Raw genomic sequence first — 26,096 nt, forward strand, 5'->3', positions numbered from 1 at the left:
GGATGTGGGGTTGAGCACATCACTCAGCCCCAACACAGTTCCCCCTTGTGGGAGCGGGCTTGCTCGCGAAAGCGGTGTGTCAGGCAACATTGATGGTGACTGAACCACTGCTTTCGCGAGCAAGCCCGCTCCCACAATTAGTCCGTGTCAAGGCGGCTACCTATGGTTATTCCCCTCCATCGTTTACTTCTCGTCCTCGCGCTGTTGCTGCCCATGGCCGCTCAGGCCAGCGACACCGAAGACTTCCTCGCTGCCAACCCCACCCAGCAAGCCAAGCTGCTGGATACCTGGGCCGCACAACCCGACCCGGCACGCATCGAATTGCTCAACGCCTTGCAACAAGGTGAACTGAGCGTCGACGGCCAGCCGAAAACCCTGCGTCTGAATAACCGCCTGCGGGGCCTGATCGACACCGCGCTGGCCAGCCATCAACTGCTCGCCGCCGATGCCAAAATGCGTCTGGCCGCCGCGCAGCAATTGCAGAAAAGTGCCAAGCCTGCGCAATTGAAATTCCTCGACCAGCAACTGGCAGCCGAACGGGACGAAGGTGTGCATGCCGCCCTGAGCCTTGCGCTGGCCAACCTGCAACTGGTGGACGCCAGCCCCGCCGTGCGCCTGGCAGCCGTGCGCTTGCTTGGCGAAACCGGTGATCCGCTGGCGCGCACGCGTCTCGAGGGGCTGCTGCAAGCCGATGTGGAAAGGGACGCCAGCGTGCGCACTGCCGCCGAAACCAGCCTGGCCCAAGTCAAACGCAAGCTGTTGATCGGCGAGATGCTCGGCCAGGCCTTCAGCGGCATGTCCCTGGGTTCGATCCTGCTGCTCGCCGCACTCGGCCTGGCAATCACCTTCGGCCTGCTCGGGGTGATCAACATGGCCCACGGCGAGATGCTGATGTTGGGCGCGTACTCGACCTATGTCGTGCAGTTGCTGTTCCTGCGTTTCGCGCCCCAGGCCATCGAGTTCTATCCGCTGATCGCGCTGCCGGTGGCATTTATCGTGACCGCCGCCATCGGCATGGCGCTGGAGCGCACGGTGATTCGTCATCTCTATGGGCGCCCGCTGGAAACCCTGCTGGCAACCTGGGGCATCAGCCTGATGCTGATTCAACTGGTGCGCCTGCTGTTCGGTGCACAGAACGTCGAAGTAGCCAATCCGGCCTGGTTATCCGGTGGGGTCCAAGTGCTCCCCAATCTGGTGCTGCCGTACAACCGCATGGTCATCATCGCCTTCGCGCTTTTTGTCGTCGTGTTGACCTGGCTGTTGTTGAACAAAACGCGCCTGGGCCTGAACGTGCGCGCGGTCACCCAGAACCGCAACATGGCCGCCTGCTGTGGCGTGCCCACCGGGCGCGTCGACATGCTCGCCTTCGGCCTGGGCTCGGGCATCGCCGGCCTTGGTGGTGTGGCCCTGAGCCAGATCGGCAACGTCGGCCCGGACCTCGGGCAGAGCTACATCATTGACTCGTTCCTGGTGGTGGTGCTGGGGGGCGTCGGGCAACTGGCCGGTAGCGTATTGGCCGCCTTCGGCCTGGGTATCGCCAACAAGATCCTGGAACCGCAGATCGGTGCGGTGCTCGGCAAGATCCTCATCCTCGCGCTGATCATTCTGTTCATCCAGAAGCGTCCGCAAGGTCTCTTCGCACTCAAGGGAAGGGTGATCGACTGATGAACCAGCCATTGATGCTCACGGCCGCACAAAAGGCCGGCCCGAAAGTCACCCTCGCCGTTGGCGCTGCAATCCTTGCCCTGCTGCTGGCATTGCCGCTGCTGTCGCTGTTGCCGGCGGACAGCGCGTTGCACGTCTCGGCCTACACACTGACGTTGGTGGGCAAGATTCTCTGCTACGCCATCGTCGCCCTGGCGCTGGACCTCGTATGGGGTTATGCCGGCCTGCTGTCACTGGGTCATGGCCTGTTCTTCGCCCTGGGCGGTTACGCGATGGGCATGTACCTGATGCGCCAGGCGGCAGGTGATGGCCTGCCGGCGTTCATGACGTTCCTGTCGTGGACTGAATTGCCCTGGTATTGGGCCGGTACCGGCAGTTTCCTCTGGGCCCTGTGCCTGGTGGTGCTGGCGCCGGGTCTGCTGGCGCTGGTGTTCGGTTTTTTCGCCTTCCGCTCACGGATCAAGGGCGTGTACTTCTCGATCATGACCCAGGCCCTGACCTTCGCCGGCATGCTGTTGTTTTTCCGCAACGAGACGGGGTTCGGTGGCAATAATGGCTTCACCAATTTCCGCACGATCCTGGGTTTTGGCATCACCGAACCCGGGACGCGGGCGGTGCTGTTTTTGGCCACGGTGCTGTTGCTGGTCGCGAGCCTGTTCATCGGCTGGCGTTTGGCGCAAAGCAAATTCGGCCGGGTGCTGACGGCCCTGCGCGATGCGGAAAACCGCCTGATGTTCTGCGGTTACGACCCACGCGGTTTCAAGCTGTTCGTCTGGGTCTTGAGCGCAGTGCTGTGCGGCCTGGCCGGCGCCTTGTACGTGCCGCAGGTGGGCATCATCAATCCCAGCGAGATGTCGCCGACCAACTCCATCGAAGCGGCCGTCTGGGTCGCACTCGGCGGGCGCGGCACCCTGATCGGCCCGTTGCTCGGCGCCGGTGTGGTCAATGGGATGAAGAGCTGGTTCACCGTGGCGTTCCCCGAGTACTGGCTGTTCTTCCTCGGTGCGCTGTTCATTGTCGTGACCCTGTACCTGCCCAAGGGCGTGATCGGTCTGCTGAAGAAACGAGGTGAGCAATGAGAATCACGGCCACGGCGCAATTCATGCTCGAACCGGCGTTCTATCCACCGCAACCGAACAAGGACCCCGGCAGCAGCCGCGAGGCCATCGGCCTCGGCCAGCGCGTCGGCCCAGGCCTGGATACCCGCCATGGCACCATCCTGACCCTGGAGGACATCAGCGTCAGCTTCGACGGCTTCAAGGCCTTGAACGACCTGACCCTGTACATCGGCGTCGGCGAACTGCGCTGCATCATCGGCCCCAACGGTGCGGGCAAAACCACGCTGATGGACGTGATCACCGGCAAGACCCGCCCCAGCCATGGCCAGGCCTGGTTTGGCGAAACCCTGGACCTGACGCAGATGAGCGAAGTGCAGATCGCCCAGGCCGGCATCGGTCGCAAGTTCCAGAAGCCCACGGTGTTCGAAGCCTTGAGCGTGTTCGAGAACCTGGAGCTGGCGCAGAAAACGGACAAGTCGGTGTGGGCCAGCCTGCGGGCGCGCCTGAGCGGCGAACAGAGGGATCGCATCAGCGAAGTGCTGGAAACCATTCGCCTGACCACCTCGGTCAATCGCCCTGCCGGTTTGCTGTCCCACGGGCAGAAGCAGTTTCTGGAGATCGGCATGTTGCTCATGCAGGACCCGCAACTGTTGCTGCTCGACGAACCGGTGGCGGGCATGACCGACGCCGAAACCGAATTCACCGCTGAACTGTTCAAGACCCTGGCGGGCAAGCACTCGTTGATGGTGGTGGAGCATGACATGGGCTTCGTCGGCTCGATTGCCGACCACGTCACCGTGTTGCACCAGGGCAGTGTGCTGGCGGAGGGCTCGCTCGAGCAGGTGCAGGAAAATGAGCGGGTGATTGAGGTGTATTTGGGCCGATGAATCGGACAGCCGAAAGCTTCAAGCTGCAAGCTGCAAGTAAAAGCAAAGGCGGCGCGGCTGCCTGGCTTTTGCTCTGACTTGCCGCTTGCCGCTCAAAACCAACCCCGGGAGTTCAGATGCTACAGGTGATACAGCTGCACCAATACTACAGCGGTAGCCACATCCTGCGTGGCCTGACGTTCGACGTGAAGGTCGGCGAGGTCACCTGCCTGCTCGGGCGCAACGGGGTGGGCAAGACCACGCTGCTCAAATGCCTGATGGGCCTGCTGCCGGCCAGGGAGGGCGTGGTGAACTGGGAAGGCCAGCCGATCACCACGCTAAAGCCGCACCAACGGGTGCACGCCGGCATCGCCTACGTGCCTCAGGGCCGGGAAATTTTCGGTCGGCTGACCGTCGAAGAAAACCTGTTGATGGGCCTGTCGCGTTTTCCCGGCAGCGAGGCGAAGGAAGTCCCGGCGTTCATCTACGAACTCTTCCCGGTGCTGCTGCAAATGAAACATCGACGCGGCGGCGACCTGTCCGGCGGTCAGCAACAGCAACTGGCGATCGGCCGGGCCCTGGCCAGTCGTCCGCGACTGCTCATCCTCGACGAACCCACCGAAGGCATCCAGCCGTCGGTCATCAAGGAAATCGGCGCGGTGATCAAAAAGCTCGCCGCACGCGGCGACATGGCGATCCTGCTGGTGGAACAGTTCTACGATTTTGCCGCCGAACTGGCCGATCAGTACCTGGTGATGTCCCGGGGCGAAATCGTGCAACAGGGGCGCGGCGAACAGATGGAAGCCGAAGGCGTACGCGGGCTGGTGACGATTTGAACAGGTCATGGATCAGGGCGTAACGGGTTGATAGGGCACCCAGTCGGCGGTGACCGGGCCACGCCATCCATTCCAGACCGTGCCGGGCTCGAGCACTCGGAAGTGGCCGATGGCGACGATTCGCCTGACGCGGCTTTCCGGCGTCGAACCCATTCGATAGCTCGGGCTGCGTCGGGCGTACTGTGGGTCGATGCCATAGACAATCAGGGAGCCATAGGGGCTGGAAATGTACTGCTGCTGCAAAACGGCCGATTGCCGGAAAGACAGCGAAAGGTCCACCGTCGAAGGCAACGTGATGTGCAGCTTGACCTGCTCCTCGCGGTAATGAGGAAACAACCGTGCAGTCTCTCGCTCGTTTTCGGGATGAGTGTGGAAAAGGCCCACACACCGATAACCTGGCGGATGAATGATGGTTTGCGTGGCCCGTTCCAACAGCAGCAGACGTTCGAAATCAAAGGAATCCGCGCCATCTTCAATCGGGGTGGTGGCGACGAAATTGCCGTCGGGACGCTTCAATATCAGGGCACCGTATTCCCGGTCGCTGCGCCGTTCCTGTTGATGCGCCCACAGGGCGGCATCGTCGGCGCTGGTGAAGGGTGGGCTCAAGGGGGGTAATACCGGCATGCCGGCGTGTTCTATCGGTGTGGTCATCGAAAACTCCAGTCAGTGGATCGCCCCGGCGAAATGGGAGCGAACACGCCGATGCTGGAATTCCTGCCACCCTGTCGTGCGGTACATATGCCTCACCCGATTGGCAATAAGCGCCACGTTGTCGCAGCATGTTTCAATAACGACTTTTCCACGCAGCGCCTAACCGATAGTTCGAGACAGCCCATGACTTATTCCATCCGCGATGCGATCCCCGCCGACCTGCCGGCGATCCGCGACATTTACAACGACGCCGTGCTCAACACCACGGCGATCTGGAACGAACAAGCGGTCGACCTGGGCAATCGCCAGGCCTGGTTCGACGCCCGGCAGGCCCAGGGCTATCCGATCCTGGTGATTGTCGCCGGCGACAACAGCGTCCTGGGCTACGCTTCATTCGGTGATTGGCGGCCATTCGACGGTTTCCGCCACACCGTGGAGCACTCGGTGTACGTGCGCAGCGACCAACGCGGCAATGGCCTGGGGCCCAAACTGATGAACGTGCTGATCGAGCGCGCACGCGGCTGCGACAAACACGTGATGGTCGCGGCCATCGAAAGCGGCAATGCCGCGTCCATTCGCCTGCATGAGCGCGTCGGTTTCGTGATCACCGGGCAGATGCCGCAGGTGGGCACCAAGTTCGGGCGCTGGCTGGACCTGACCTTCATGCAACTGACCCTCAACCCTGGCGCTGAACCCCCTTGCGCCAGCCAGGAGTAACGCTCGATGAATGCCGCCCAGTTACGCCGCGTCAATGTTGAAAGTTTTGCGCACTACCGCCAGGGCTTGATCGACCTGCTGCTCGATGCCGTGGGCTATGGTGCCAGCGTGGGTTTCATGGCAGATCTGGATGCCAGCCAGGCACGTGCCTATTTCGATGACGTGCAGGAGCAATTGGGCAAAGGCAATGTGCTGCTGTGGGTGGTGGTCAAGGACGAAGAAGTCCAGGCCAGCGTGCAACTGACCCTGTGCCAGAAAGCCAATGGGCTGAACCGCGCCGAGGTGCAGAAGCTGCTGGTGCGCGAGCAGGCGCGCCGCCGTGGCCTGGGTCAACAGTTGATGAGCGCGCTGGAACAGACCGCGTTGCAATACAAACGCGGCATGCTCTACCTCGACACCGAAGCCGGCTCCCCCGCCGAGGCCTTTTATCAGGCGTTGGGCTACACCCGTGCAGGGGAAATTCCCGATTACGCCTGCGACCCCAGCGGTCGCTACAAGCCAACCGCCCTTTACTACAAGGTGCTGCAAGGGGCGCAGTAACTTCCAGGGTGTCCGGGCACCCATCGCGACGCCTCGACAAGCTCGCTCCTGCCGGATGGATGGCGTGGCCTGACGCCGGCTCACGATGATCGTTAACGCTGGCTCGGGGTCAGGGCGCCGCTGCTTCATCCAGGGTTTCCAGGCGCGATAATTCAATCAGCTTTTCATTGCGCGCAATGCTCAGTTCAATGCCGAGCATCTCCACTGCACCCGCATACCCGGCGTCGCCCAGCCCCGAGTGAGCATCCTCCAGTTGGCCCTGTCTTTCGGCCGCATTGCGATCCAGGGTGTCGAAGGCTTCGGGGTATTTTTCCCGTAGATACTGCACCCAGTAATCGCGGCTGATCAGGTCTTCATAAAACGCATCGGACCGCTCCATGGCCTCGATGGTGGCCTGCGCCTGCTGCAACACCGTGCCGCTGATGGGTCGACCAAACCGCATGTGTTTCGGCTGCCCAGGCAGTTCCAGACCATCACGCCAGCCACGGGTCAGACCCAGGCGGTATTCAAGGCGCACTTCTGCCGGATCGGCGTGGCGGCCGGTGGCTCGGCTGGCCAGTTCCTCGACCTTCGCAAGACGAAACAACTGGCGGGACAGGCGCAGCAACGCCGCGCCTTTCTCTTCCAGACGATCCGGCGCAATGCCTTGCAGCACGTTGCGTTCGAAGACCTTCACCTCCAACCCGCTGAAGGTCAGGATCCGTCCATCCTCGCAGGTGCCATGGGTGCTGGACAGGCTGAACAGGGTCTGGCGCAACTCGGTGTCCTCCCCCGCCGCGCCCACCACTTCCCACACGCGACGGGTCAGGTCAGCGCGGGCCAAGCGATATTCCGGGGTCAGTCGCAGCAGACTCAGCAAATGAAAAAACGCGCCGTTGTCCGGTTCGGCCGCCAACTGGTTCCACAGCGACCGGTAGGTGTCCGCCACCTTCGGCTCCAGGGTTTCGAGCCAAGGCTGGAGATCTTCGGGTCGCGCGTCGATCTGCGTGATCACTTCGTCAGGCTGGATGGACATGCCCGCCTCTTCAACGTCGCTCTCGACAGTCATTTCTTCGTCGGTGGCACTGCCCGACTCATCGAGCATCAGGTCCAGCTCATCGGGGGTGTAACCCAGCCAGACGTTGGGATGAACACTCAGCGCGTAATCCCATAGCCGCATCAGGCTGTCGCCCGACAGGCTGTTATCGGACAGGTCCGTCCCCTGCATCAGCGTGTCATGTTGCCCGTTGAACGCCTCTTCGGGAATGTGAGCGATTCGATTGCCGCTCAGGTTCAGCTCGCGCAGATACACCGATTGCAGCGTGCCTTCTGGCCACTCAGTGATCAGGTTGTTGCGCAAGTCCAACGCCTCCAGTCGCGGCAAGGTCCCGACACTGAACGCGGGCAAATCGTTGTGGCTCAGATCCAGCCATTGCAGGTGCTCCAGAGGGCCCAGGACCGAGTAGATTTCCCGGGGGTCGAGCAACTCGTTGCCGGACAACGCCAGTCGTTCCAGTGTGGCCATGGACTCGATCGCCCGCGGTAACGCCTGCAAGTTCTGGCCGCTGAGGGTCAGGCTTCGCAGGTGGGTGAATGCCCCCAGGAACGCATTGGAGCCCTGAGCGGAAAGCCTGACACCAGTCAGGTCCAATGTGTCCACATGGGGCAGCGGCAACGCTAACTCGGGCAGGTCGCCCAACTGCAAACCATCGAAACTCAGCGTGCGATCGGCGATGCCGCTCCAACCGATAAGGCCTTGCTGCCAGCACTCGACAATGCGCAGCGCGGCGACGCGGCGCGCTTGGGACGACACCAGCCACCCTGCGCCCTGGGACTGGCGAATACACATCCAACCGTTGAGCCGACGGGTCAGGTCGACCAGATTCTGGTGCCAGCCGTCTATACGCTCGCCCACCTGTGTATCGCTGAGCCCATGGGTGCGCATCTGCTCCAGCGCTTGCAAGGCTGCGTCCTCCGACACCGGGGTGACGCGCTGCAAACGCTGGGCAAGCCCCTCTCCTGCCGGTGCCTCAACCGGCAATGGCAACAGCGCCTCGATGATCGACGCCACTGTTTCGCCGGGCACCAATGCCCGTGGCAGCGGCTCGCGGGCAAAACGCTCGAGGGTTCCGAGCGGGATCCCCTTGGCCACCTCAATCCGGGCATAAGCGGCACTCAGCGCTTGCCGGGCCTGTGGCGCCAATGGCATGTCCGCAAGGTGGGTGCGCAACAATAGGTTGTAGTCGGCCAGCACAACCTCGGGCACGGTGGTGATCCGTGTGCGGCTCAAATCAAGCCAGGCCAGGTTGCCTGTACCGGTGGGCCAGCGCTGCAGATTGGTGCCCGCCAGGTTCAGGACCTTGAGGTGACGCAGCTCGCTGACGTCCAACCCATGCCGCGAAACGTCGACATCGGAGAATTGACTGCCGCCCATATCGAGGATTTCCACCTGGCTGAAATGACCGAGAAAGCGCCGCGCTTGCTCGAGGGGAGCTTGCAGCTCGCGCAGCGACAACGTCGTCACATGCGCAAAGTCATCGGTGGAAAACGCCGGCAGGCGGTCAACCTTCATGCCGGGCAGTTCCAGCACCGGGGAATACGACGCCACGCCGTAGCGGCGCAACAGCCCGTTGTACCAACTGATTCTGAATGTCGGCGCCTCGGTCCAGAGGGCGGCGCTGTCCAGGAGCTTCATCCCCGCCAGCCAGGCGTCCAGTTGGCGACTGAGTTCGTCGTGCTGATCGAGCACGGCTTCAACGGCATCGAATCGGGCTTGGGCCCCCTCCCATGTGCGCAGAAAGGTCTCGAACAGCAACACAAACGGGGTTTGCGTCGATGGTCGAAGGGCTGCATAGGGCGCATCGCTCAAATGCCCCAGCCGACCCCGGCAATAACCCCGGACCATTTCTTCCCGATCGATGAGGTGTACGGGATGATTCTTGACGTAGTCATAAATCGGTTTGAACGCTTCGCGCGAGAACCAGAACCACTCCACCGAGAGGCCGGACAACAGCTTGTCGTGACGCCCCTCCAGGAGGATCTCCGGCAACTGGCTGACCTTCGTATCGCGAAGATCCAACCGTTCGAGGCCAGGCAACTCAAGCACGCCCTTGGGAAACGCGAGCATGTTCGTTTGCGCGATGCAAAGGCTGCGCAGGCGGGTCAAGCGGCTCACGTCAAAGGTATCGGGCGAGGCCAGCACGCCACGCAGGTGCAAGCTTTGCAGCCGGGTCATGTTTTCCAGCCGGGCCATGTCCGTCAGGCTGAGCGGCAGGCTCGAAAACACCCGCAGGTCGGTGAGTTGCGACAGTCTGTCGAGCAAGGTCGGCAAGCTGCGCAGCGACGCACCGGCCGAGAGGGTCAGTGTGTTGACCTGGCCGAACGCGCGCAGAAAACCATCGATATTCGCACTGGACAGACCGGCACCCGCCACGGCGAGTTCACGGATATGGGAAAAATCGGCCGGCAGCGCCACCAGCGGTTCATCGATCACCAGGTCAAGCCGCGACACGGCTGTGGGATCGGCCATGACCAACGGCGCATTACGCCACGCCGCCTTGATCGCCTGCACCACCTCGGTTTTGCTGCTCAATCGCAAACGCGGCTGGCGCTGCGGGTCGTCGGTGGCCACCCAATGATCGAGCGCTGCTTCCAGGTTCTGCCATTCCTGCAATCGGCTGTCGAGCCACTGGCAGATCTGCTGACGACTCTCGCCCTGTCGCCATCGTTGAAGCAGAAAGTTCAGCGCATCGGGATTCGACAACTCCGGATACACCGACTGCACCCTCGCGATCAGTTCACCGTCCACGCCTTCCGCACGGCCGCTGGCCGGGTAGCCCAACAGTTTTTTGGTCATGCGTTGCGGTGGCCTGAACCAGGCGCGCATCGTTGATCGATCGCGCAACGCCCGCGCCGCCTCAGCGGGATGCGCAGTGGCGTGGTCGATGATCGCCCGTTGCAGGTCGGCACTTTGCGCCACGCCTGGAATGCCCAGGGCCTGGCGCGCATCGTCGGGCAACGCGTGCAGGATCGAGGCGTAAAAATTATCGCCTTCACGAGGCACACCATTGAGCGTTTCGCCGCGATCATTGAAGGCCTGATAGAACGGTCCTTTCTTCACCAGGTATTTGCGCACCTCGCTCGTCGGGTCGCCGATACCATCGATCAACGTCCCTTCGATACGACCCTCGCGAATTTCCAGACGCACTCGCCCCGACCAACCCGGCAATTGCGCCAATGTGTGCAAGGCCAGACGCTTACTGTCTGCCGACACCGTGTTTGGCAGATGCAGCCCGGCGAAAGCCCGGCTCAACCGGCCCTGTTGGGCGTACCAACGGCCCTGTTCCAGCAGGCGCAGCGGCGCGTGTCCGTTGGCCAGACGCATCAGTTCTTCGGCGTTGGCCTGGCTCAACACGGTGACGGCGCCCGACTCGCTGAGCCCTGGACATAACCGTTGCAGCTTGGCCACGCCAGGGGCCACCGGGTCCGCGCCTTTGTAGAGGCTTTCGAACAACGCCGGCTGACGGGTGCGGGCGAAATCGGCGATTTGCTTGCGAAACTCTGCTGGCCTGGCTTCTTTCACCCGGGCCGGTTCGCCACCGAGCAGGTCGTTGATTTCCTTCTCGTCGAGAGCGGCCAGGATGCGCTCGGGCAACTCTCCACTGAGCACGTCCGCGCGACTGATGCGAATCGGCGTCTTTCTTTTGCCCCCCGCCATCCGCCGTTCGGAACCGTACTTGAGCGATGGCCCGGCCAACTCGGCGCCTTCGAACACTTGCAACACCCGCCCGGCCGGCCAGCGTGGCAACTCGGCGATCAGCGGCAAGGTAAACAGGTAGCGATCATCGACGGCACGCCGGGTCTCTAGCTGCTCGATGACCTGCGTCACGCCGTGATCGGCGTTGAACAGTCGCATCGCATCGACCAAGGAGGACGGTGGCCCGGCGTTGTCCAGATGCATCTTGCGCAAAGCGGCGTCGCTGATACCGCTGACGTCGGCAACCTGCAGCAACTGCTCGTCGGGGAATGGATCGGTCACCGGCCCCATGCGTCGCAGCAATGTCAGACGGTCCCAGCTCAATGGTCGCTCATGCACGTGACGCCAGGCGCCGCGACCGTTATGTGTGAGCGCCGGGCGGTAGGCGTGCGGCTGTGCCGGGTGCTCGATGCGCCAGCGTTTGAGCGCGGTGTCGTAGGTTTTTTGGTAAAACCGGCCATCGAGTCGCACGTGGGTTTTGCCGTCGAACTCGAACTGACCCAGCTCAGTGGCCGGCACGTCGCGGTCCACCGACACCGGGCGCTCGTAGCCGCGCAGGTCGGGCCGCCATAGCCGGGGTTCACCGTTGGGCAGGGTGACGGCGTCCAGTCGCTCGATCACCGGTTCAGCCTTGACCGCACTCAACTTGGCCAGGCCTTTACCGGCAGCGCCGGCCACGGCGATAAAGGCCAGATTCTCTGCCACATCGACCAGGTGCGCCTTGGCAGCCTGGATGTCGCCCTCGCTCCATTCGATGGACGCCTCGAAGGTCTCCGACATCAACTGGCCGGCCATCACCGCCATCGTCGCCTCACCCAGGACCGGCACAAACATCGCCACCGAGGTCAACACGAGCATGCCGATGTTCAACAGATGGGCGATTTTTTCCGAACGCACCCGCGCATCGACGTCCGCCGTCGGCACCGCATGGCTACGTGCATCGGCGATGACCTTGTCACGGTGTTGTTCGTACAGATACCCCCACAGGTCCATGTTCTCCGACCACAGGCCTTCGCCCTTGCGCGGGAGGCTGCTGGGTGCGAGAAAGGGGTCATTGTTGGGGGCCTGATCGATGGCGACATCGGGCAGTTGCTTGAAGCCCGAAAACGGATTGATGCCCTGCAGCACCTTGTTGGCGATGGAGATGTAAGGGTTGAGCGTCTGGACCAGCGGGGCGTCCGCTGCATCCTGGGTGAACGTCTTGAAGTAATGCGGCAGGTCGGCATATGACACAAACCGGCTGAAGTGGCGTTGCTCCGGGGTGGGGCTGCCACCCCTGGTCTGCACGGGATCGCGGGTGGTGAAGCGGCGTTTGAACATCGCACGCATTTCATCGAAGGTGTAACGCTTGAGTGGATGCTGCGGGTCGTTGGGGATGTACAGGATCAGCGAATCGGGGTAACGGTATTTTTCACAGATGATGAACAGCACACAGCCGATCATCCGCCGCTTCATCAAAAACAGGTCACGGAACCAGACCTGTTTCTCGCCCATCCACGGATGAGTTTCACCCGCGATTACCGAGAGAATCATTCGGTAGTCAGCCGGTTGAATGTCCTGCTTGAGCAGCGCCAGTTCGGCGGCGGCGCGCATCGCGGTTTTCTGCGCGTCGATGAAGGGCAGGCGCAGGGTTTGCAGCGCGACACCGTCAGCGGGTTTGAGGAAGTCCTTGAGGTAAGCCTGGTACTTCGCACCGATGTCCAGCGAGCGGCACAACTGCGTGAACTGGGCCACGGTCAGCGGCGTCTCGACCGGGGTGAAACCGTTTGCCGTTTCCTGCACAAACCCCGAGGACTCGTGGAAGGCGTTGGGCTCGGTTTCCGACGCTTCAAAGTTATGCAGGGCGGCTTGCAGCAGCGGCAAGCGCAACACTTCGTAGGTCCCGACATCGGTGCCGAATATCCCCCACTCCAGCGGTTGCTTGAGACTGAGCAGCGTGGTGTTGACGTCCAGTTCGACCTTGAACGGGTCTCTCAGCGCCTCGACCAGCAAGGGCTCGGCAAAGGTGTCGATGGTTTGCAGACTGGACATGACCTTGTCGAGGCGATTCTGCGCGGCAAGGCTGGCCGCCGCGGACACGCCTGCGGCGGCCCGCTGCTCGCGCGGGGCATTTTTTAACCAATCAGGTGTGGCAACGGCATGATCTTTCAGGGCCTGGCGGCGTTCCGCACTGGCGTTGATCAACCACTCGGGAATGGACTTCTCCAGGAACGTGCCGTGCAGGCTGGCTGAAGCGGGGGGATTGGGCATAGCGTCTCTCCAGTGAATTGGAGGGCTAGCACATCACTTTGGAGGGAGGTGATTGCGGTACATAGTTAGGGCGCGAAGCCCGCACCTACAGTGTTTGCGATGAACACATATCCTGCGTACACCGATGCCCCCTGTAGGAGCGAGCTTGCTCCGGGCGGCGTTCCGACGATGGCGGGGTGTCATCCAACACAGCTGGCGCCTGATGCATCGCGATCGCGAGCAAGCCCGCTCCCACAGGGATCTTCACCGAAACCACAATCCGCGCACGCCACCAATCCACTGTAGGAGCGAGCATGCTCGCGATAGCGGGGTGTCATCCAACACAGCTGGCGCCTGATGCACTGCTATCGCGAGCAAGCCCGCTCCCACAGGGATCTTCACCGAAACCACAATCCGCGCACGCCACCAATCCACTGTAGGAGCAAGCATGCTCGCGATGGCGGGGTGTCATCCAACACAGCGGGCGCCTGATGCACCGCGATCGCGGGCAAGCCCGCTCCCACAGGGATCTTCACCGAAACCACAATCCGCGCACGCCACCAATCAACTGTAGGAGCGAGCTTGCTCGCGATAGCGGGGTGTCATCCAACACAGCGGGCGCCTGATGCACTGCTATCGCGAGCAAGCCCGCTCCCACAAGGGATCTTCGCCGAACACATCATCCGCGCACGCCACCGCTCCACTGTAGGAGCGAGCTTGCTCGCGATAGCGGGGTGTCATCCAACACAGCGGGCGCCTGATGCACCGCGATCGCGGGCAAGCCCGCTCCCACAAGGGATTTTCGCCGAACACATCATCCGCGCACGCCACCGCTCCACTGTAGGAGCGAGCTTGCTCCGGGCGGCGTTCCGACGATGGCGGCACCGAAATGTCAGATTTTGACCAAGCGCCCGTTGGAAACATCTACCTGAAAGCTTTGATCGTAAGAAGTTTTTCCCGTTTACCAGCGCTGTTTAAAAGCACTCCAGGTTACTTCCTGAAAGCCACAAAACCTTGCGTCGTGACCTACGACCCTCCCAGAATCGGCCGGCTAGTGCAGCTTGGTCTTGGGCTCTATCGTTGACTCGCCACTGATACCTCAATGGTCGGGCTTAGCGGCCCGTGGTTTTCAACTGCACGTGCATTCACCGCACAGGCTTTATGCCTGCGGTTTTATGGTGACCGCACGCAGGGCGCCTCAGGGCGCACCGGTTTGAGAACCCCGGTCCGCTAACCTGCGTGCAGTCGCCACCTCTTTTTGCTTAGCGGCGTAAAGGTGTAGGCCCCAATAAGAGTTCTCAGATATGCGCAAGGTCAAACCAGATCCACCCGAAACAAACGACAGCGAACCCCCACCCTCTACCGCCGACTTCAAGGCCAAACCCCGCAAGCCCTGCTCGATGTACAACGTCAACCCGGACGTCCACATCCAGGAGCTGCTGGGCAGCGTCAGCGAATCACTTGCCTCTGCCAGCGTCATCACCCTGGACCTGGCCGACCGTGAAACAGGCGCCGGCCGCAACACCCTGCTGGGCATCGTGCAAATCGTCATGCTCGCGGAAATCTCGGTGAACCGCGCCCTCGATCAGCTCGACCCGAGAGGTGGTTGACGGGATTGACGATTGAACCTGCCCTCCAACGCCACTGGGCGTCGCGCACTATCAGGTAACACAGTGGCGCCCGGTGTACCGCTATCGCGGGCAAGCCCGCTCCTACAAGGGAGAATCAGCCGCGCACGCCACCGCTCCACTGTAGGAGCGAGCTTGCTCGCGATCGCATTGTTCCGGCGATGGCGGTCTCTGACTATCAATTCCGTTGGTTCGCCCCAGCAGCGGGAGCCCCTACTCCACCACCAACCGCCCCAACCGCTGCTTCAACATCCGGTTCTCCGCCCGCAACTGCTGGACCTCCTCAAGCAGGTCCAGTGCCAGCGCCACCCCTTCCCATTCCAGCTCAAGGTCGTGCCGCAGCTTGGCGGCGCGCTTGGCCAGGGTCAGCTCGTAGTCGGTGAAACGCCAATCCTTGGGCACTGAGCCCTGAGGTTCGAGGATGCCGTGTTCGACGATTTCGATCACGTAGACGTCCGACAGCTCGGTCGCCTCGCAGAATTCTGCCATGTCCAGTTGAACGATCAGGGGACTGCTCATAGTCGGCTACTCCATGTGAGGTGTCAGAAGTTCTCTCGCGGGTTGAAGGCGGCCTTCTTCGCCAGTTCCTGCCACAGCGCCTTGACCTCGTCGCTGGACGCCTTGGGCATCACGGCCTTGAGTTGCACGAACAGGTAGCCGCGTTGCCCGGCCTTGTTCAGCAAGCCGTGGCCCTTGGCGCGCATGCGCTGGCCGTTCTGGCTGCCGGCCGGGACCTTGAGGTTGATCTTGCCGGTCAGGGTCGGCACGGCCACTTCGGCGCCCAAGGCCAGTTCCCACGGTGCCAGCGGCAAGGTGATGATCAGATTTTCGCCTTCGACGTCGAATTTTGGATGCGGCGCGAAGCGGATGATCAGGAACAGGTCGCCATTGGCACCGCCACCGATGCCCGGCGCGCCCTGGCCCTTGAGGCGAATGCGCTCGCCATCGGTGACACCGGCCGGGATTTTCACGTTCAGGCTCTTGCTGGTGTTGCTCACGTGCTGGCCGGCCGCGTTGTACTGCGGCACCTGGAAGGTGACTTTCTTCGATTCGTTGGACAGGGTCTCCTCGAGGAAAATCGCCAGTTCCATTTCCACGTCTTGCCCTCGTCGTCCGGCGCTGCGGCCTGATTGTCCACCGCCAAAACCGGGGCCACGGTTACCAAAGATCGAACTGAAGAAGTCCGAAAAATCACCCGTGTTGCCGCCACCAAAACCGCCGCTACTGCGCCCCTGCCAACCCGGCGGGCCCTGGAACGGCTGGCCATGCTGGCCGTATTTGCGCAGGTCGTCGTATTCGGCGCGCTTGTCGGCGCTTTTCAGCGCTTCATAGGCTTCCGAGGCATCCTTGAACTTGGCTTCGGCGTCCTTTTCCTTGCTAACGTCGGGGTGGTACTTGCGCGCGAGTTTGCGATAAGCGGCCTTGATCGTCTTATCGTCTGCGGTCGGTTCCACACCGAGTATCTTGTAATAGTCTTTGAAGTCCATCTAAGGCTCACCATCCGTTATCGATATCGCGCCATGACGGCCAGCATGCTCGCATTTGCGGCTGGCCGGTTGACCGATCTCAAGTGCGGGACACTATTGTGACCGGGGGGCGCTTCAGAAGTTTATCGGCAGCGGCGTCCGGTACTTGCGACCGTTCGCGGGCTGCCGCGCTTGATGCTGACAAGTTGGGGGCTTCGGGGCGGCTTATCAAGGCACGAACGGCGAGATTTAGTGGATGGTCGGCCTTCGATTCTGCGCCGCACTGGCATACACTGCGCGGCCGTTTTTTCGACCGGAACCGCAAAGACATGAAAAACGCATCTCCAGCCCGTGCCTTGGGTATCGACTTTGGCACGTCCAACTCCACCGTCGGCTGGCTGCGCCCCGGCGTGGAAACGCTGATCGCGCTGGAGGACGACAAGATCACCCTGCCGTCGGTGGTGTTTTTCAACCTCGAAGAACGCCGCCCGGTCTACGGTCGGCTGGCGCTGCACGAGTACCTGGAAGGTTACGAAGGCCGCCTGATGCGCTCGCTCAAGAGCCTGCTGGGTTCCAAGCTGATCAAGCACGACACCAGCGTGCTGGGCACGGCGATGCCGTTCAAGGACCTGCTGGGGCTGTTCATCGGCCAGTTGAAGCAGCGCGCCGAAGCCGCCGCCGGTCGCGAGTTCGAGCAAGTGGTGCTGGGTCGTCCGGTGTTTTTCGTCGACGAAGATCCGGTCGCCGACAAGGAAGCCGAAGACACCCTGGTGGACGTGGCGCGCAAGATCGGCTTCAAGGACGTTTCGTTCCAGTTCGAGCCGATTGCGGCGGCGTTCGACTACGAGTCGACCATCGAGAAGGAAGAACTGGTGCTGATCGTCGACATCGGCGGTGGTACATCGGACTTCTCCCTGGTGCGACTGTCACCCGAGCGTCGTGGCCACGACCAGCGCCAGGACGACATCCTCGCCACCGGTGGCGTGCACATCGGCGGGACCGACTTCGACAAGCAACTGAGTTTGCAAGGCCTGATGCCGCTGTTCGGCTACGGCAGTCGCATGAAGAGCGGCGCCTACATGCCCACCAGCCACCACATGAACCTGGCGACCTGGCACACCATCAACTCGGTTTATTCGCAAAAGTCGCAACTGGCCCTGGGCAGCATGCGCTACGACATCGAGGATACCGGCGGCATCGACCGCCTGTTCAAGCTGATCGAACAGCGCGCCGGGCACTGGCTGGCGATGGAAGTGGAAGAAACCAAGATCCAGCTGACCCACAACGACAGCCGCCACGTGCCCCTGGACCGCATCGAGCCGGGCCTCGCCGTGGAGCTGACCCGGGCGCTGTTCGAGTCGGCCATCGATAACCTGCTGGTACGCGTGCGCGAAAGCGTCGGCCAACTGTTGAATGACGCTGATGTACAGGTCGGGCAAGTGGACACGGTGTTCTTCACCGGCGGTTCAAGCGGGATTCCAGCGCTGCGCAACAGCGTGGCGGCGATGCTGCCAAATGCGCGGCATGTGGAAGGGAATATCTTTGGCAGCATCGGCAGTGGTCTGGCGATCGAGGCGGCCAAGCGGTACGGTTGAGGGGCAGCCTTGAGCTGCAAGCCTCAAGCTGCAAGAAAGGTCAAAAGCAACCCACACCCGCTCTTGCCTCTACTTGCAGCTTGCAGCTTGCAGCTTGCAGCTTGCAGCTTAAAGCTCCCCAACTGCCCCTAAACCATCCCCACCTGCTTCAGCTCACTCTTCAAGTACGCATAATAAATCGGCCCCGCCACTACCCCCGGCAGGCCGAAGGCGGCTTCGAATACCAGCATCGCCAGCAGCAACTCCCACGACTTGGCACTGATCTGCCCGCCGACGATGCGCGCGTTGAGGAAGTATTCGAGCTTGTGGATCACGATCAGATAACCCAGCGCCGCCACCGCCACCCAGATCGACAGGGACAGGCCGACGATGGTGATCAAGGTGTTGGAGATCAGGTTGCCGATCACCGGCAACAGGCCGAGCAGGAAGGTCAGCACGATCAGGGTCTTGGTCAGTGGCAGCTTGATGCCGAACATCGGCAGCACAACCGCCAGGAAGATCCCGGTGAAGAAGGTGTTGAGCAGGGAAATCTTGATCTGTGCGAACACGATGTTGCGGAAGGCCTGGACCAGCAGGTGCAGTCGATCAAACAGCGCGGCCGCCAGCGGTTTGCGTTTGGTCACGTCCGGGATGCGTTGCAAGGCGATGATCGCGCCGAGCACCATGCCGATCAACAGCGTCACGAACATGTGCGCCGCGTCTTTGCCCACCAGTTGCAGATCGCTCAGGTGCTTGCTCAGCCAGTCGCCGATCGCCACGCGAAATTCGGCGGCGCTGGCGGGCAGGTAGGCGTCGATGAACGGCGGCAACTGGCCGCGCGCGCGGTCGACCACGTGCATGAATTTATCCAGGGACGCGCCGGGGTTTTCCGCCTCGTGCAGCAGGAAGCTGATGGCGCCGGCGAAGATCAGCGCCAGCACACTCACTACCAGCGTTCCCAGCAACGCCACCGCCAGCCAGCGTGCCCGCCGCCCTTCGATCAAGCGCTGCAATTGCGGCGTGAGCATGTTGACCAATTCGAAAACCAGCAACCCCGCCAACAGGCTGGGCAGTAAGCGCAGTGGCAGCACCAGCAGCAAACCACCGAAGATGATCACCCAACTGATGACCAGCAAGACTTGGCGTTGAGAAAACGTTGGCATACAGCCTCAAAACGAACGGCGTAGAAGGATTGGCAGTCTGCCAGCGTTCGCGGGAGAGCACTAGGGATTGTAGGTTTTTGCAGTGACCATACTGGCCCCTTCGCGAGCAAGTCGAATCGTCGCACCGCCGCTCCCACAGTAGTCCGGCGTACGCAGATTCATTGTGGGAGCGGCGGTGCGACGATTCGACTTGCTCGCGAAAGGGCCTTGTCAGCCCCCACAAATCCCGCCGCCTGTTATTTTTTCAGGCAACTACTCATGAACGCCTTGCGCTCATCGCCTTTCAGCGCCTTGGTCGCCGCATCGGCATTGCAGGTTTTCATTTTCTCCTGCTGCGGGGTCAGGGCCTTGGCGTCGTTGGCCGCCGGGGCCGCCTTGAGGCAGGTGCTCATGAAGGCCTTGCGCTCATCACCCTTGAGGCTTTTGGCGGTAGCGTCGGCGTTGCAGGTGGTCATCTTGGTCTGCTGGGCCGTGGCGGCGAACCCTTGGGAGCAAAGCAGCAGACCGATCATCAACAAAGGGACACGCAACATCTTCATGGAGTTTTCTCCTGTCGCCGCACGGGAGCGCGCGGCCTCGCCCTGAAGTGTAGACAAAGCCTGTTACACATTCCTGCCGGTCGCCAGACCATGGATAATGGCCGGCCACCAACGTTCTGGTTGTGCTGATGCAATACGCTTACCCCCTGCTGGCCATCGGCGGGCGCGCTGGTCGGTGCGGTGCTGTCGTTGATCGGCGTGATGGTGGTGGTGTCGTCCGGCAGCCTCGCGGCGCTGCTGGAACACGGTGTGAACCTGGGCGACGCACTGATGCTGATCGCTACCCTGGCCTACGCGCTGTACAGCACGCTGCTGAAAAAATGGCAGCTGCGGTTGCCGCCGCTGGTGTTGCTGTACCTGCAAGTGGTCGTGGCCGTGGTGGTGTTGTTTCCGCTGTTTGCCGCTTCTGCGAAAACCGGGCCGACCGCGCAGAACATTCCGCTGGTGTTGTATGCCTGCCTGCTGGCGTCGATGATCGCTCCGCTGTTGTGGATGCAGGCGGTGGTCCGTTTGGGGCCGAGCCGGACCGTGTTGTTTTTCAACCTGCTGCCGGTGATTACCGCGTTGATTGCGGCGGTGGTGTTGCGTGAGCAGTTGGCGCTGTATCACCTGGTGGGTGGGGCGTTGACGTTGGGTGGGGTGATTGTTTCGGAGCGGTGGACGACGGAGTTGGGAGGTAAAAGTCGCGGTGGCTGAGCGGACGCCATCGCGGGCAAGCCCGCTCCCACAGGGATTAGCTGCGTCTACAAAACCTGTGGGAGCGGGCTTGCTCGCGATGGGGGCGACTCGGTCTAGAGCCCAGCCGCCTTCAACCGCCCGGCATGCTCGACAAACAGCCTGATCGGCTCAGCCCCCCTGCCCACCAGCCCCAGCGACTGGTTGACGATGTCGAAATGATCCAGCGGGTACGCATCGCCAATCACCGTGCCCAAATGCGAGCTATACCGCCCGACCATGCCATCACACTGCCCGGCTTCACGCACGAAGGTCTTGGCGAACAGCCGACAACTGCGGTGGGTGCCGTCGAACAGGTTACGCCCTCGGTCGGTCTTGCCCGGTTGCAGGGTGCCTGACCACGAGTAGTAGCGCACGCCATTGACCTCTTCCGCCCCGTGCCCGCCCCAGGTTTCGGGCAGGCCCTGTGGATAAAGCTGGTTGAACAGCGCCACGCCGGCGGTGGTCAGCGATTCGTGGGACGCGTGGATGTCCACTGGCAATTTTGGTCCGCGATAACCGGTGTCCAGCACGCCCATGACCGCACCGATCAACCGCAGAAAAACGGCCAGCAGCCGACCTTTGGCACTGTTCGCCGGATAGTGGGTGTGAATGTAGTCCGCCAGTTCAGAACCCTGATTGGGCCCGGCCACCGAGGTAACCGAAGCCACACGATCCGGGCGTTTGGCCGCCGCGTAGCGAGCGGTCAGGGAGCCCTGGCTGTGGCCGATCAGGTTGACCTTTTCGGCACCGGTCTCGCGCAGGATCTCGTCGATTCGCGCCAGCAACTGCTCGCCACGCACTTCGGTGGAGTTGAGCGGCGAGACCTGCACGGCGATCACCGTCGCCCCGCCCTGACGCAACGCCTCGACAATCCCGTACCAGTACGGATAGAGCACCAGCCGGATAAACCCGAGCATCCCCGGAACCAGCACCAACGGATAACGCGTGGCAGCACCTTGCGACATGGACGGACATCCTTGTGAGCGGTGAACAGTCGCCTGACGGGATGCAAGACGTCCGCCAAGCATCACCAACAAAGGTGACAACACGATGAGCAGTCTATGACATCCCGCCACTCAAACCTGTTCCAAGGCCCTTTTTCGAGTGCCCAATTGCATCAAACTTTTTCCCGTTCGCGGGACTCACACCCTAAGTAGCGATCACTTGCACAGAAGGTGACGCCCCACCGGATTAGCCTCCAGGAGAACGAAATGAGTGACATGCAGCTGTCTGATGTAACGACGCTTCGCGCCCGTGCCCGGCAGAACGTCGAGAATGGCGCGGTGACCGAAAGCTACAGTGCCGACCGCGAGCAGGTGTTGCGTCTGCTCAACGAGGCGTTGGCGACCGAACTGGTGTGCGTGCTGCGCTACAAGCGCCACTACTTCATGGCCAGCGGTCTGAAGGCCCACGCGGCGGCGGACGAATTCCTCGAACACGCCCAGCAAGAAGCCGAACATGCCGACCGACTGGCCGAGCGCATTGTGCAACTGGGCGGCGAGCCGGAGTTCAACCCGGACTTGCTGTCGAAAAACTCCCACGCCCAATACGTGGCCGGGAACACGCTCAAGGAGATGGTCTATGAAGACCTGGTCGCCGAGCGTATCGCCATCGATAGCTACCGCGAGATCATTCAGTACATCGGTGAGAAGGACCCGACCACACGGCGCATCTTCGAAGACATCCTGGCTCAGGAAGAAGAGCATGCCGATGATATGGCGGACATTCTGCAGGATTTGTAGCGTCGACAGACCTCATCGCGGGCAAGCCCGCTCCTACAGGGGTCCGCATTCCCCTGTAGAAGCGAGTTTACTCGCGATGGTCGCAAGAACACCCCGTGTTATCAGGGTCCCAGCGTTATCATTGACGACCATCGCGAATGAATTCGCTCCTACAGGAGCATCGCTCACTTGGTAGGCTTGACCGTCACCGGCGCCTTCCCCGCCTTCATCTGCTGCAACAACGGCGCACACTGGTTCGGTTCCCCGCCGCTCGGCGCCACCAGGGCCAGCAGCCCGGCCGCCGGCGCCGCGATTACGCCCAGCGCGACCATCCCCGCACCCCGCAACATCAATGGCACGGCCTTCACGCCGGCATCCGGCTTGATGAACTTGCCACGTACGTACAAGGGCGAACGCAGGGAAATCAGGCGCCAGCCCTTCGATTCCGGGGTCACCGTCAGGTCCAGTTGCTCAGTCGCCATGTTGGCCGTGCCGTCGATGTAGATGATCGCGTTCTCGGTGTCGAACACGAACAATCGCGTATTCGCCAGGCCCGATTTGATGTCGAAATCGGCCGCCGCGCAGTTGATCTTCACTTCCTTGTCACCAAAGATTTTGCCGACCACGTAGTTGCCGACATTGAGCCCCGCCAGCTCCATCAGCTCACGACTGATGGCGCCATCGTTGATCAGCATTTTCAGATTGCCATTGGACGTGCCCAATAGCGCCGCCACCGAATTACCCCGCCCGCTGATGTCCGCATCGCCGTTAAGTTCGCCGAAACTGGTCTTCATCGGTTCGAACGTCGGGAACAGTTGCTTGAGCTTGAAACCCCGGGCGGTCAGTTTCGCATGACCTTCCAGGGGCTGGGTGTGGCCGTTGAGGCGGATCTGTGCGTCCAACTTGCCGCCCGCGACGCCAAAGCGCAGCGGCTCGAGGCTGAGCACGCCATCGGTCAACACGAGGTGGGTGTAGAGGTCGTTGAACGGTAATTTTTCGCTGTGGACAATACGCTTGCCGGTGAACTCGACATCGGCGTCCATGTCGCCCCAGCGCTCGGTCTTGAACTCTTCAACCGGCAGTACCTTGTCCGCGGGTTGTTTGCTTTCACCACCTCTGGCCTTTTGCTTGGCGTTGGAGTCGGCGCCGATCAGCGGCGCCAGGTCGGCAAACAGCAATTGATTGGAAACCAGCGCACCGCTGAGTTTCGGCCGAGGCTGGCTGGCGACATAGGCCAGGTTGCCGTGGATGTCGCTGGCGCCGATCTTGCCGTTGAACGCTTCATAGCGGAACACCGCGCCGCCCGGTTCATGCAGCTTGGCAATCAGGTGGCCGTCGGTGGCGTAAGGCGGCGTGTCCGGCAGGGTGACACCGGTCAGCGAATAAAGGTTGCCCAGACTGTTGCCGGCCAGCTTCAGGCGCAAATCCAGGGCGCCGAGGTTGAGGGGGTCTGTCAGCGTGCCGGCCAGTTCGATGCGGGTGTCGGCAATGGCGACCTGGGCCTGCAGCGGGAACGGTCGCATTGAGTCCTGCAACGCCAGCAACCCGCCAATTTTGCCGTCACCCGACAGTTTCTGCCCGTGGTACTGGCCTTTGACCTTGAGCGCGAACGCGTAGTCCTGGGGCGCGCTGCCTTTCTCGTGGGCGGTTTTGGCCGCCTTGTCGCCGACGATGTCGCTGAATGGGATCGGTTTGCCCAGCGGGTCGATCAATAGATCGAGCTGGGTTTTGAGCGTCTGGTCGTCCAGGGTGACATGGCCTTTGTCAAAACCGATCGATCCGATGTCCACCACCCAGTTGGACGGCTCTGCGTTCGGGTCCTTCGGGTCGAACTGGAACGTCCAGTTCGACCGCCCATCGGCCAGGCGCTGGAGCTGCGCATTGGGCTCGGTCAAGTCAATGCGCGGGATGGACACGCGTTGCGCCAACAGGGCCAGTGGCGAAATGCGTAGCTCGACGCGCTTGAGCGTGGCCATCTGTGGCTGCTTCGACCAATCCGGGTTGCCCAGGCTCAAGTCCTCGGCCACCACGTGTGGCCACGGCACCCACGCGCGCCAGCCGCCCTCGTCCAGCTCGCGCCGCCAGACAACGGCGAGGTTGCCGTTGATGGCAAACGGTCGATGCAGCTCTGCGGAAACTTTTTCGTTGAGGGTCGGTTTGATCCGGTTCCAATCGAAGAACACGATGATCAGCACCAGTACTGCCAGTACAACCGCCAGGCTGGCAAAGGTCCAGGCGAGGATTTTGGGGGTGCGCGTCATTGCACAGAGCTCCTGAATACGACTGAGCGCCCTGACCGCGACGCGCATGTGAAACGTTAGGCCAGATCGGCCTGCATGGAATGTACGACTGGAAAACCGCCCGCAGGTTTAACCGAAATGCGGCTTAACGTTCAAATAATCGGCCCGGATCAACCTGCGCCCGTCAGCCAGTGTTACCGCTTCCGCACTGTTGTGCGGCGAATGTGAGTTGAAAATACCCACTTCGGTGCAAAAACACCGCGCTGAAAGGCCCGGTTTAGAGCCTTCGCATGGAACAATCAATTCCGTTGATTATTACCATTGCGCTTATGAACTTTTATATCGATTTATCGAGGGTAACATTGACCTCGTACCCAAATTGTTGCCTTGCCACGGAGCACCCCGATCATGAAACGCCAATTACTGCTTAGCCTTACCCTCTCAATGCTGGCCAGCACCGCTTTCGCCTTGCCAGCCGCAGAACAGGCCACCCCACAAGTCAAAGCCGCCACCTCGGTGTTCAGCCAGACGGTTGCCGCTGATGGTTCCGACCGTACTCCACAAGGCCAGACCCTGGCTGAAGGTGGTAACGATCGCCTGAAAGAAAAAGGCCTGATCACTCAGGACGGTTCGGATCGTACCCCACAAGGTCAGACCCTGGCTGCCGATGGTTCCGACCGCACCCCACTGGGCCAAACCCTGGCTGCTGACGGTTCCGACCGCACCCCACTGGGCCAAACCCTGGCTGCTGACGGCTCCGACCGCACCCCACTGGGCCAAACCCTGGCTGCTGACGGTTCCGACCGCACCCCACTGGGCCAAACCCTGGCTGCTGACGGTTCCGACCGCACTCCTCTGGGCCAAACCCTCGCTGCTGATGGTTCCGACCGCACTCCTCTGGGTCAAACCCTCGCCGAAGGTGGTGGTGACCGTGTTATCGAACGCAATGCCCGCTTGAGCTAAGGCCATGACGGCCTTGAAAAAAAGCCCAATCCCCGGATTGGGCTTTTGACTTTTATGGCAGCTCCTTTCCCCGCCTGATCGTTCGACGCCGGCAAAGCCGATTTGCTAGAGTGCGTCGCTGTCCTGTCCAGAAAAAACGCCCTTGCGATGCTGCCCCGCGCCGAACAGAAACAACAAACCCGCAACGCCCTGATGGACGCGGCCCGTCATTTGATGGAGAGCGGCCGTGGATTCGGCAGCCTGAGCCTGCGCGAAGTGGCGAAAACCGCCGGGATAGTCCCAACAGGTTTCTACCGGCATTTCGCCGATATGGACGAATTGGGCCTGGTGCTGGTCAGTGAAGTCGGCCAGACCTTCCGCGAAACCATTCGCCTGGTACGCCACAACGAATTTGTCATGGGCGGCATCATCGACGCCTCGGTGCGGATCTTTCTCGATGTGGTGTCGGCCAATCGCTCACAATTTTTGTTTCTCGCCCGCGAGCAGTACGGCGGTTCATTGCCGGTACGCCAGGCCATCGGCCGCTTGCGCGAAGACATCAGCTCCGACCTGGCTGCCGATCTGGGGTTGATGCCCAAGTTGCATCACCTGGACAGCGCGGCCCTGAGCGTCATCGCCGACCTGGTCGTTAAAAGTGTGTTTGCCACCCTGCCCGACGTCATCGACCCACCGGCCGAGGCGCTGCCCGAGCACCTGACGCCGCAAGCCAAGATGACCCAGCAACTGCGTTTTATCTTCATTGGCCTCAAACACTGGCAAGGACTCGGCAGCACCGAGTAATTGCGCCG

At 61.7% G+C, this 26,096-nt stretch carries 19 protein-coding genes and 1 pseudogene; 12 read left to right on the forward strand and 8 right to left on the reverse strand.

Annotation, left to right across the window (positions count from 1 at the left end):
* Positions 1–162: 162 nt before the first annotated feature.
* From urtB to urtE, 4 genes are all read left to right on the forward strand, one after another.
* Positions 163–1,665, forward strand: a complete 1,503-nt coding sequence (gene urtB, locus AB4N33_RS18945; protein ID WP_476458000.1) for an urea ABC transporter permease subunit UrtB — start codon at positions 163–165, stop codon at positions 1,663–1,665.
* Positions 1,665–2,744 carry an urea ABC transporter permease subunit UrtC gene (gene urtC / locus AB4N33_RS18950; RefSeq protein ID WP_476458001.1) on the forward strand — a complete coding sequence of 360 codons (1,080 nt, stop codon included), beginning with the start codon at positions 1,665–1,667 and terminating at the stop codon, positions 2,742–2,744. The genes urtB and urtC overlap by 1 nt, the downstream gene beginning before the upstream one ends.
* On the forward strand, positions 2,741–3,610 hold the full coding sequence (gene urtD / locus AB4N33_RS18955) for an urea ABC transporter ATP-binding protein UrtD (RefSeq protein WP_460140384.1): 870 nt from the start codon (positions 2,741–2,743) through the stop codon (positions 3,608–3,610). Before urtC ends, urtD begins: the two co-directional genes overlap by 4 nt.
* 116 nt (positions 3,611–3,726) lie before the next feature.
* On the forward strand, positions 3,727–4,425 hold the full coding sequence (gene urtE / locus AB4N33_RS18960) for an urea ABC transporter ATP-binding subunit UrtE (RefSeq protein WP_476458002.1): 699 nt from the start codon (positions 3,727–3,729) through the stop codon (positions 4,423–4,425).
* 12 nt (positions 4,426–4,437) lie between these two features.
* Here the strand turns inward: urtE and AB4N33_RS18965 are convergent, their stop codons facing one another.
* Entirely contained in the window at positions 4,438–5,076 is a 639-nt protein-coding gene (locus AB4N33_RS18965; RefSeq protein WP_476458003.1) for a DUF4329 domain-containing protein, read from the reverse strand.
* A 183-nt stretch (positions 5,077–5,259) separates the two neighbouring features.
* Between AB4N33_RS18965 and AB4N33_RS18970 the strand changes: the two genes are divergently transcribed.
* Complete coding sequence (locus tag AB4N33_RS18970; protein WP_460118504.1) at positions 5,260–5,793, forward strand: GNAT family N-acetyltransferase; 534 nt, start codon at positions 5,260–5,262, stop codon at positions 5,791–5,793.
* Positions 5,794–5,799: 6 nt separating this feature from the next.
* Positions 5,800–6,333: a GNAT family N-acetyltransferase gene (locus tag AB4N33_RS18975; RefSeq protein WP_476458004.1), complete on the forward strand. Its 534-nt coding sequence runs from the start codon at positions 5,800–5,802 to the stop codon at positions 6,331–6,333.
* 109 nt (positions 6,334–6,442) lie between these two features.
* Here the strand turns inward: AB4N33_RS18975 and AB4N33_RS18980 are convergent, their stop codons facing one another.
* Positions 6,443–13,318, reverse strand: a complete 6,876-nt coding sequence (locus tag AB4N33_RS18980) for an NEL-type E3 ubiquitin ligase domain-containing protein (protein WP_476458005.1) — start codon at positions 13,316–13,318, stop codon at positions 6,443–6,445.
* A 1,283-nt stretch (positions 13,319–14,601) separates the two neighbouring features.
* Between AB4N33_RS18980 and AB4N33_RS18985 the strand changes: the two genes are divergently transcribed.
* Positions 14,602–14,907, forward strand: a complete 306-nt coding sequence (locus tag AB4N33_RS18985; protein WP_460118510.1) for a DUF6124 family protein — start codon at positions 14,602–14,604, stop codon at positions 14,905–14,907.
* Between the two features lie 231 nt (positions 14,908–15,138).
* Here AB4N33_RS18985 and AB4N33_RS18990 read toward each other — a convergent pair whose 3' ends face one another.
* Positions 15,139–15,444: a chaperone modulator CbpM gene (locus tag AB4N33_RS18990; protein WP_460118511.1), complete on the reverse strand. Its 306-nt coding sequence runs from the start codon at positions 15,442–15,444 to the stop codon at positions 15,139–15,141.
* A 23-nt stretch (positions 15,445–15,467) separates the two neighbouring features.
* A complete protein-coding gene (locus AB4N33_RS18995; protein ID WP_460118512.1) occupies positions 15,468–16,412 on the reverse strand; it encodes a DnaJ C-terminal domain-containing protein in 945 nt (314 codons plus the stop codon).
* A gap of 308 nt (positions 16,413–16,720) precedes the next feature.
* On the opposite strand from AB4N33_RS18995, the gene AB4N33_RS19000 reads away from it, so the two are divergent.
* Complete coding sequence (locus tag AB4N33_RS19000) at positions 16,721–17,986, forward strand: Hsp70 family protein (protein ID WP_476458006.1); 1,266 nt, start codon at positions 16,721–16,723, stop codon at positions 17,984–17,986.
* Positions 17,987–18,114: 128 nt separating this feature from the next.
* On the opposite strand, the gene AB4N33_RS19005 is transcribed toward AB4N33_RS19000, so the two are convergent.
* Together AB4N33_RS19005 and AB4N33_RS19010 are read right to left on the reverse strand one after the other, a co-directional pair.
* Complete coding sequence (locus AB4N33_RS19005) at positions 18,115–19,128, reverse strand: AI-2E family transporter (RefSeq protein ID WP_460118516.1); 1,014 nt, start codon at positions 19,126–19,128, stop codon at positions 18,115–18,117.
* 236 nt (positions 19,129–19,364) lie between these two features.
* Positions 19,365–19,667, reverse strand: coding sequence for a PsiF family protein (locus tag AB4N33_RS19010; RefSeq protein WP_460118518.1), 303 nt, complete (start codon positions 19,665–19,667; stop codon positions 19,365–19,367).
* Between the two features lie 156 nt (positions 19,668–19,823).
* Between AB4N33_RS19010 and AB4N33_RS19015 the strand changes: the two are divergent.
* Positions 19,824–20,363 (forward strand): annotated as a pseudogene (locus AB4N33_RS19015) (DMT family transporter); the annotation flags it as partial.
* A 95-nt stretch (positions 20,364–20,458) separates the two neighbouring features.
* Here AB4N33_RS19015 and AB4N33_RS19020 read toward each other — a convergent pair.
* Positions 20,459–21,349 carry an alpha/beta fold hydrolase gene (locus AB4N33_RS19020; RefSeq protein ID WP_476458007.1) on the reverse strand — a complete coding sequence of 297 codons (891 nt, stop codon included), beginning with the start codon at positions 21,347–21,349 and terminating at the stop codon, positions 20,459–20,461.
* 246 nt (positions 21,350–21,595) lie between these two features.
* Between AB4N33_RS19020 and AB4N33_RS19025 the strand changes: the two genes are divergently transcribed.
* Entirely contained in the window at positions 21,596–22,126 is a 531-nt protein-coding gene (locus tag AB4N33_RS19025) for a ferritin-like domain-containing protein (RefSeq protein ID WP_476458008.1), read from the forward strand.
* A 164-nt stretch (positions 22,127–22,290) separates the two neighbouring features.
* Here AB4N33_RS19025 and AB4N33_RS19030 read toward each other — a convergent pair whose 3' ends face one another.
* Complete coding sequence (locus tag AB4N33_RS19030; protein ID WP_476458009.1) at positions 22,291–24,366, reverse strand: AsmA family protein; 2,076 nt, start codon at positions 24,364–24,366, stop codon at positions 22,291–22,293.
* Positions 24,367–24,753: 387 nt separating this feature from the next.
* Between AB4N33_RS19030 and AB4N33_RS19035 the strand changes: the two genes are divergently transcribed.
* Both AB4N33_RS19035 and AB4N33_RS19040 read left to right on the forward strand, forming a co-directional pair.
* The gene (locus AB4N33_RS19035) at positions 24,754–25,308 is read left to right on the forward strand and encodes a hypothetical protein (protein ID WP_460118525.1); all 555 of its coding nucleotides are present in this window, start codon (positions 24,754–24,756) and stop codon (positions 25,306–25,308) included.
* Positions 25,309–25,455: 147 nt separating this feature from the next.
* On the forward strand, positions 25,456–26,088 hold the full coding sequence (locus AB4N33_RS19040; RefSeq protein ID WP_460118527.1) for a TetR family transcriptional regulator: 633 nt from the start codon (positions 25,456–25,458) through the stop codon (positions 26,086–26,088).
* Positions 26,089–26,096 lie beyond the last annotated feature (8 nt).

The sequence above is a fragment of the Pseudomonas sp. S1_E05 genome (genome assembly GCF_056337105.1).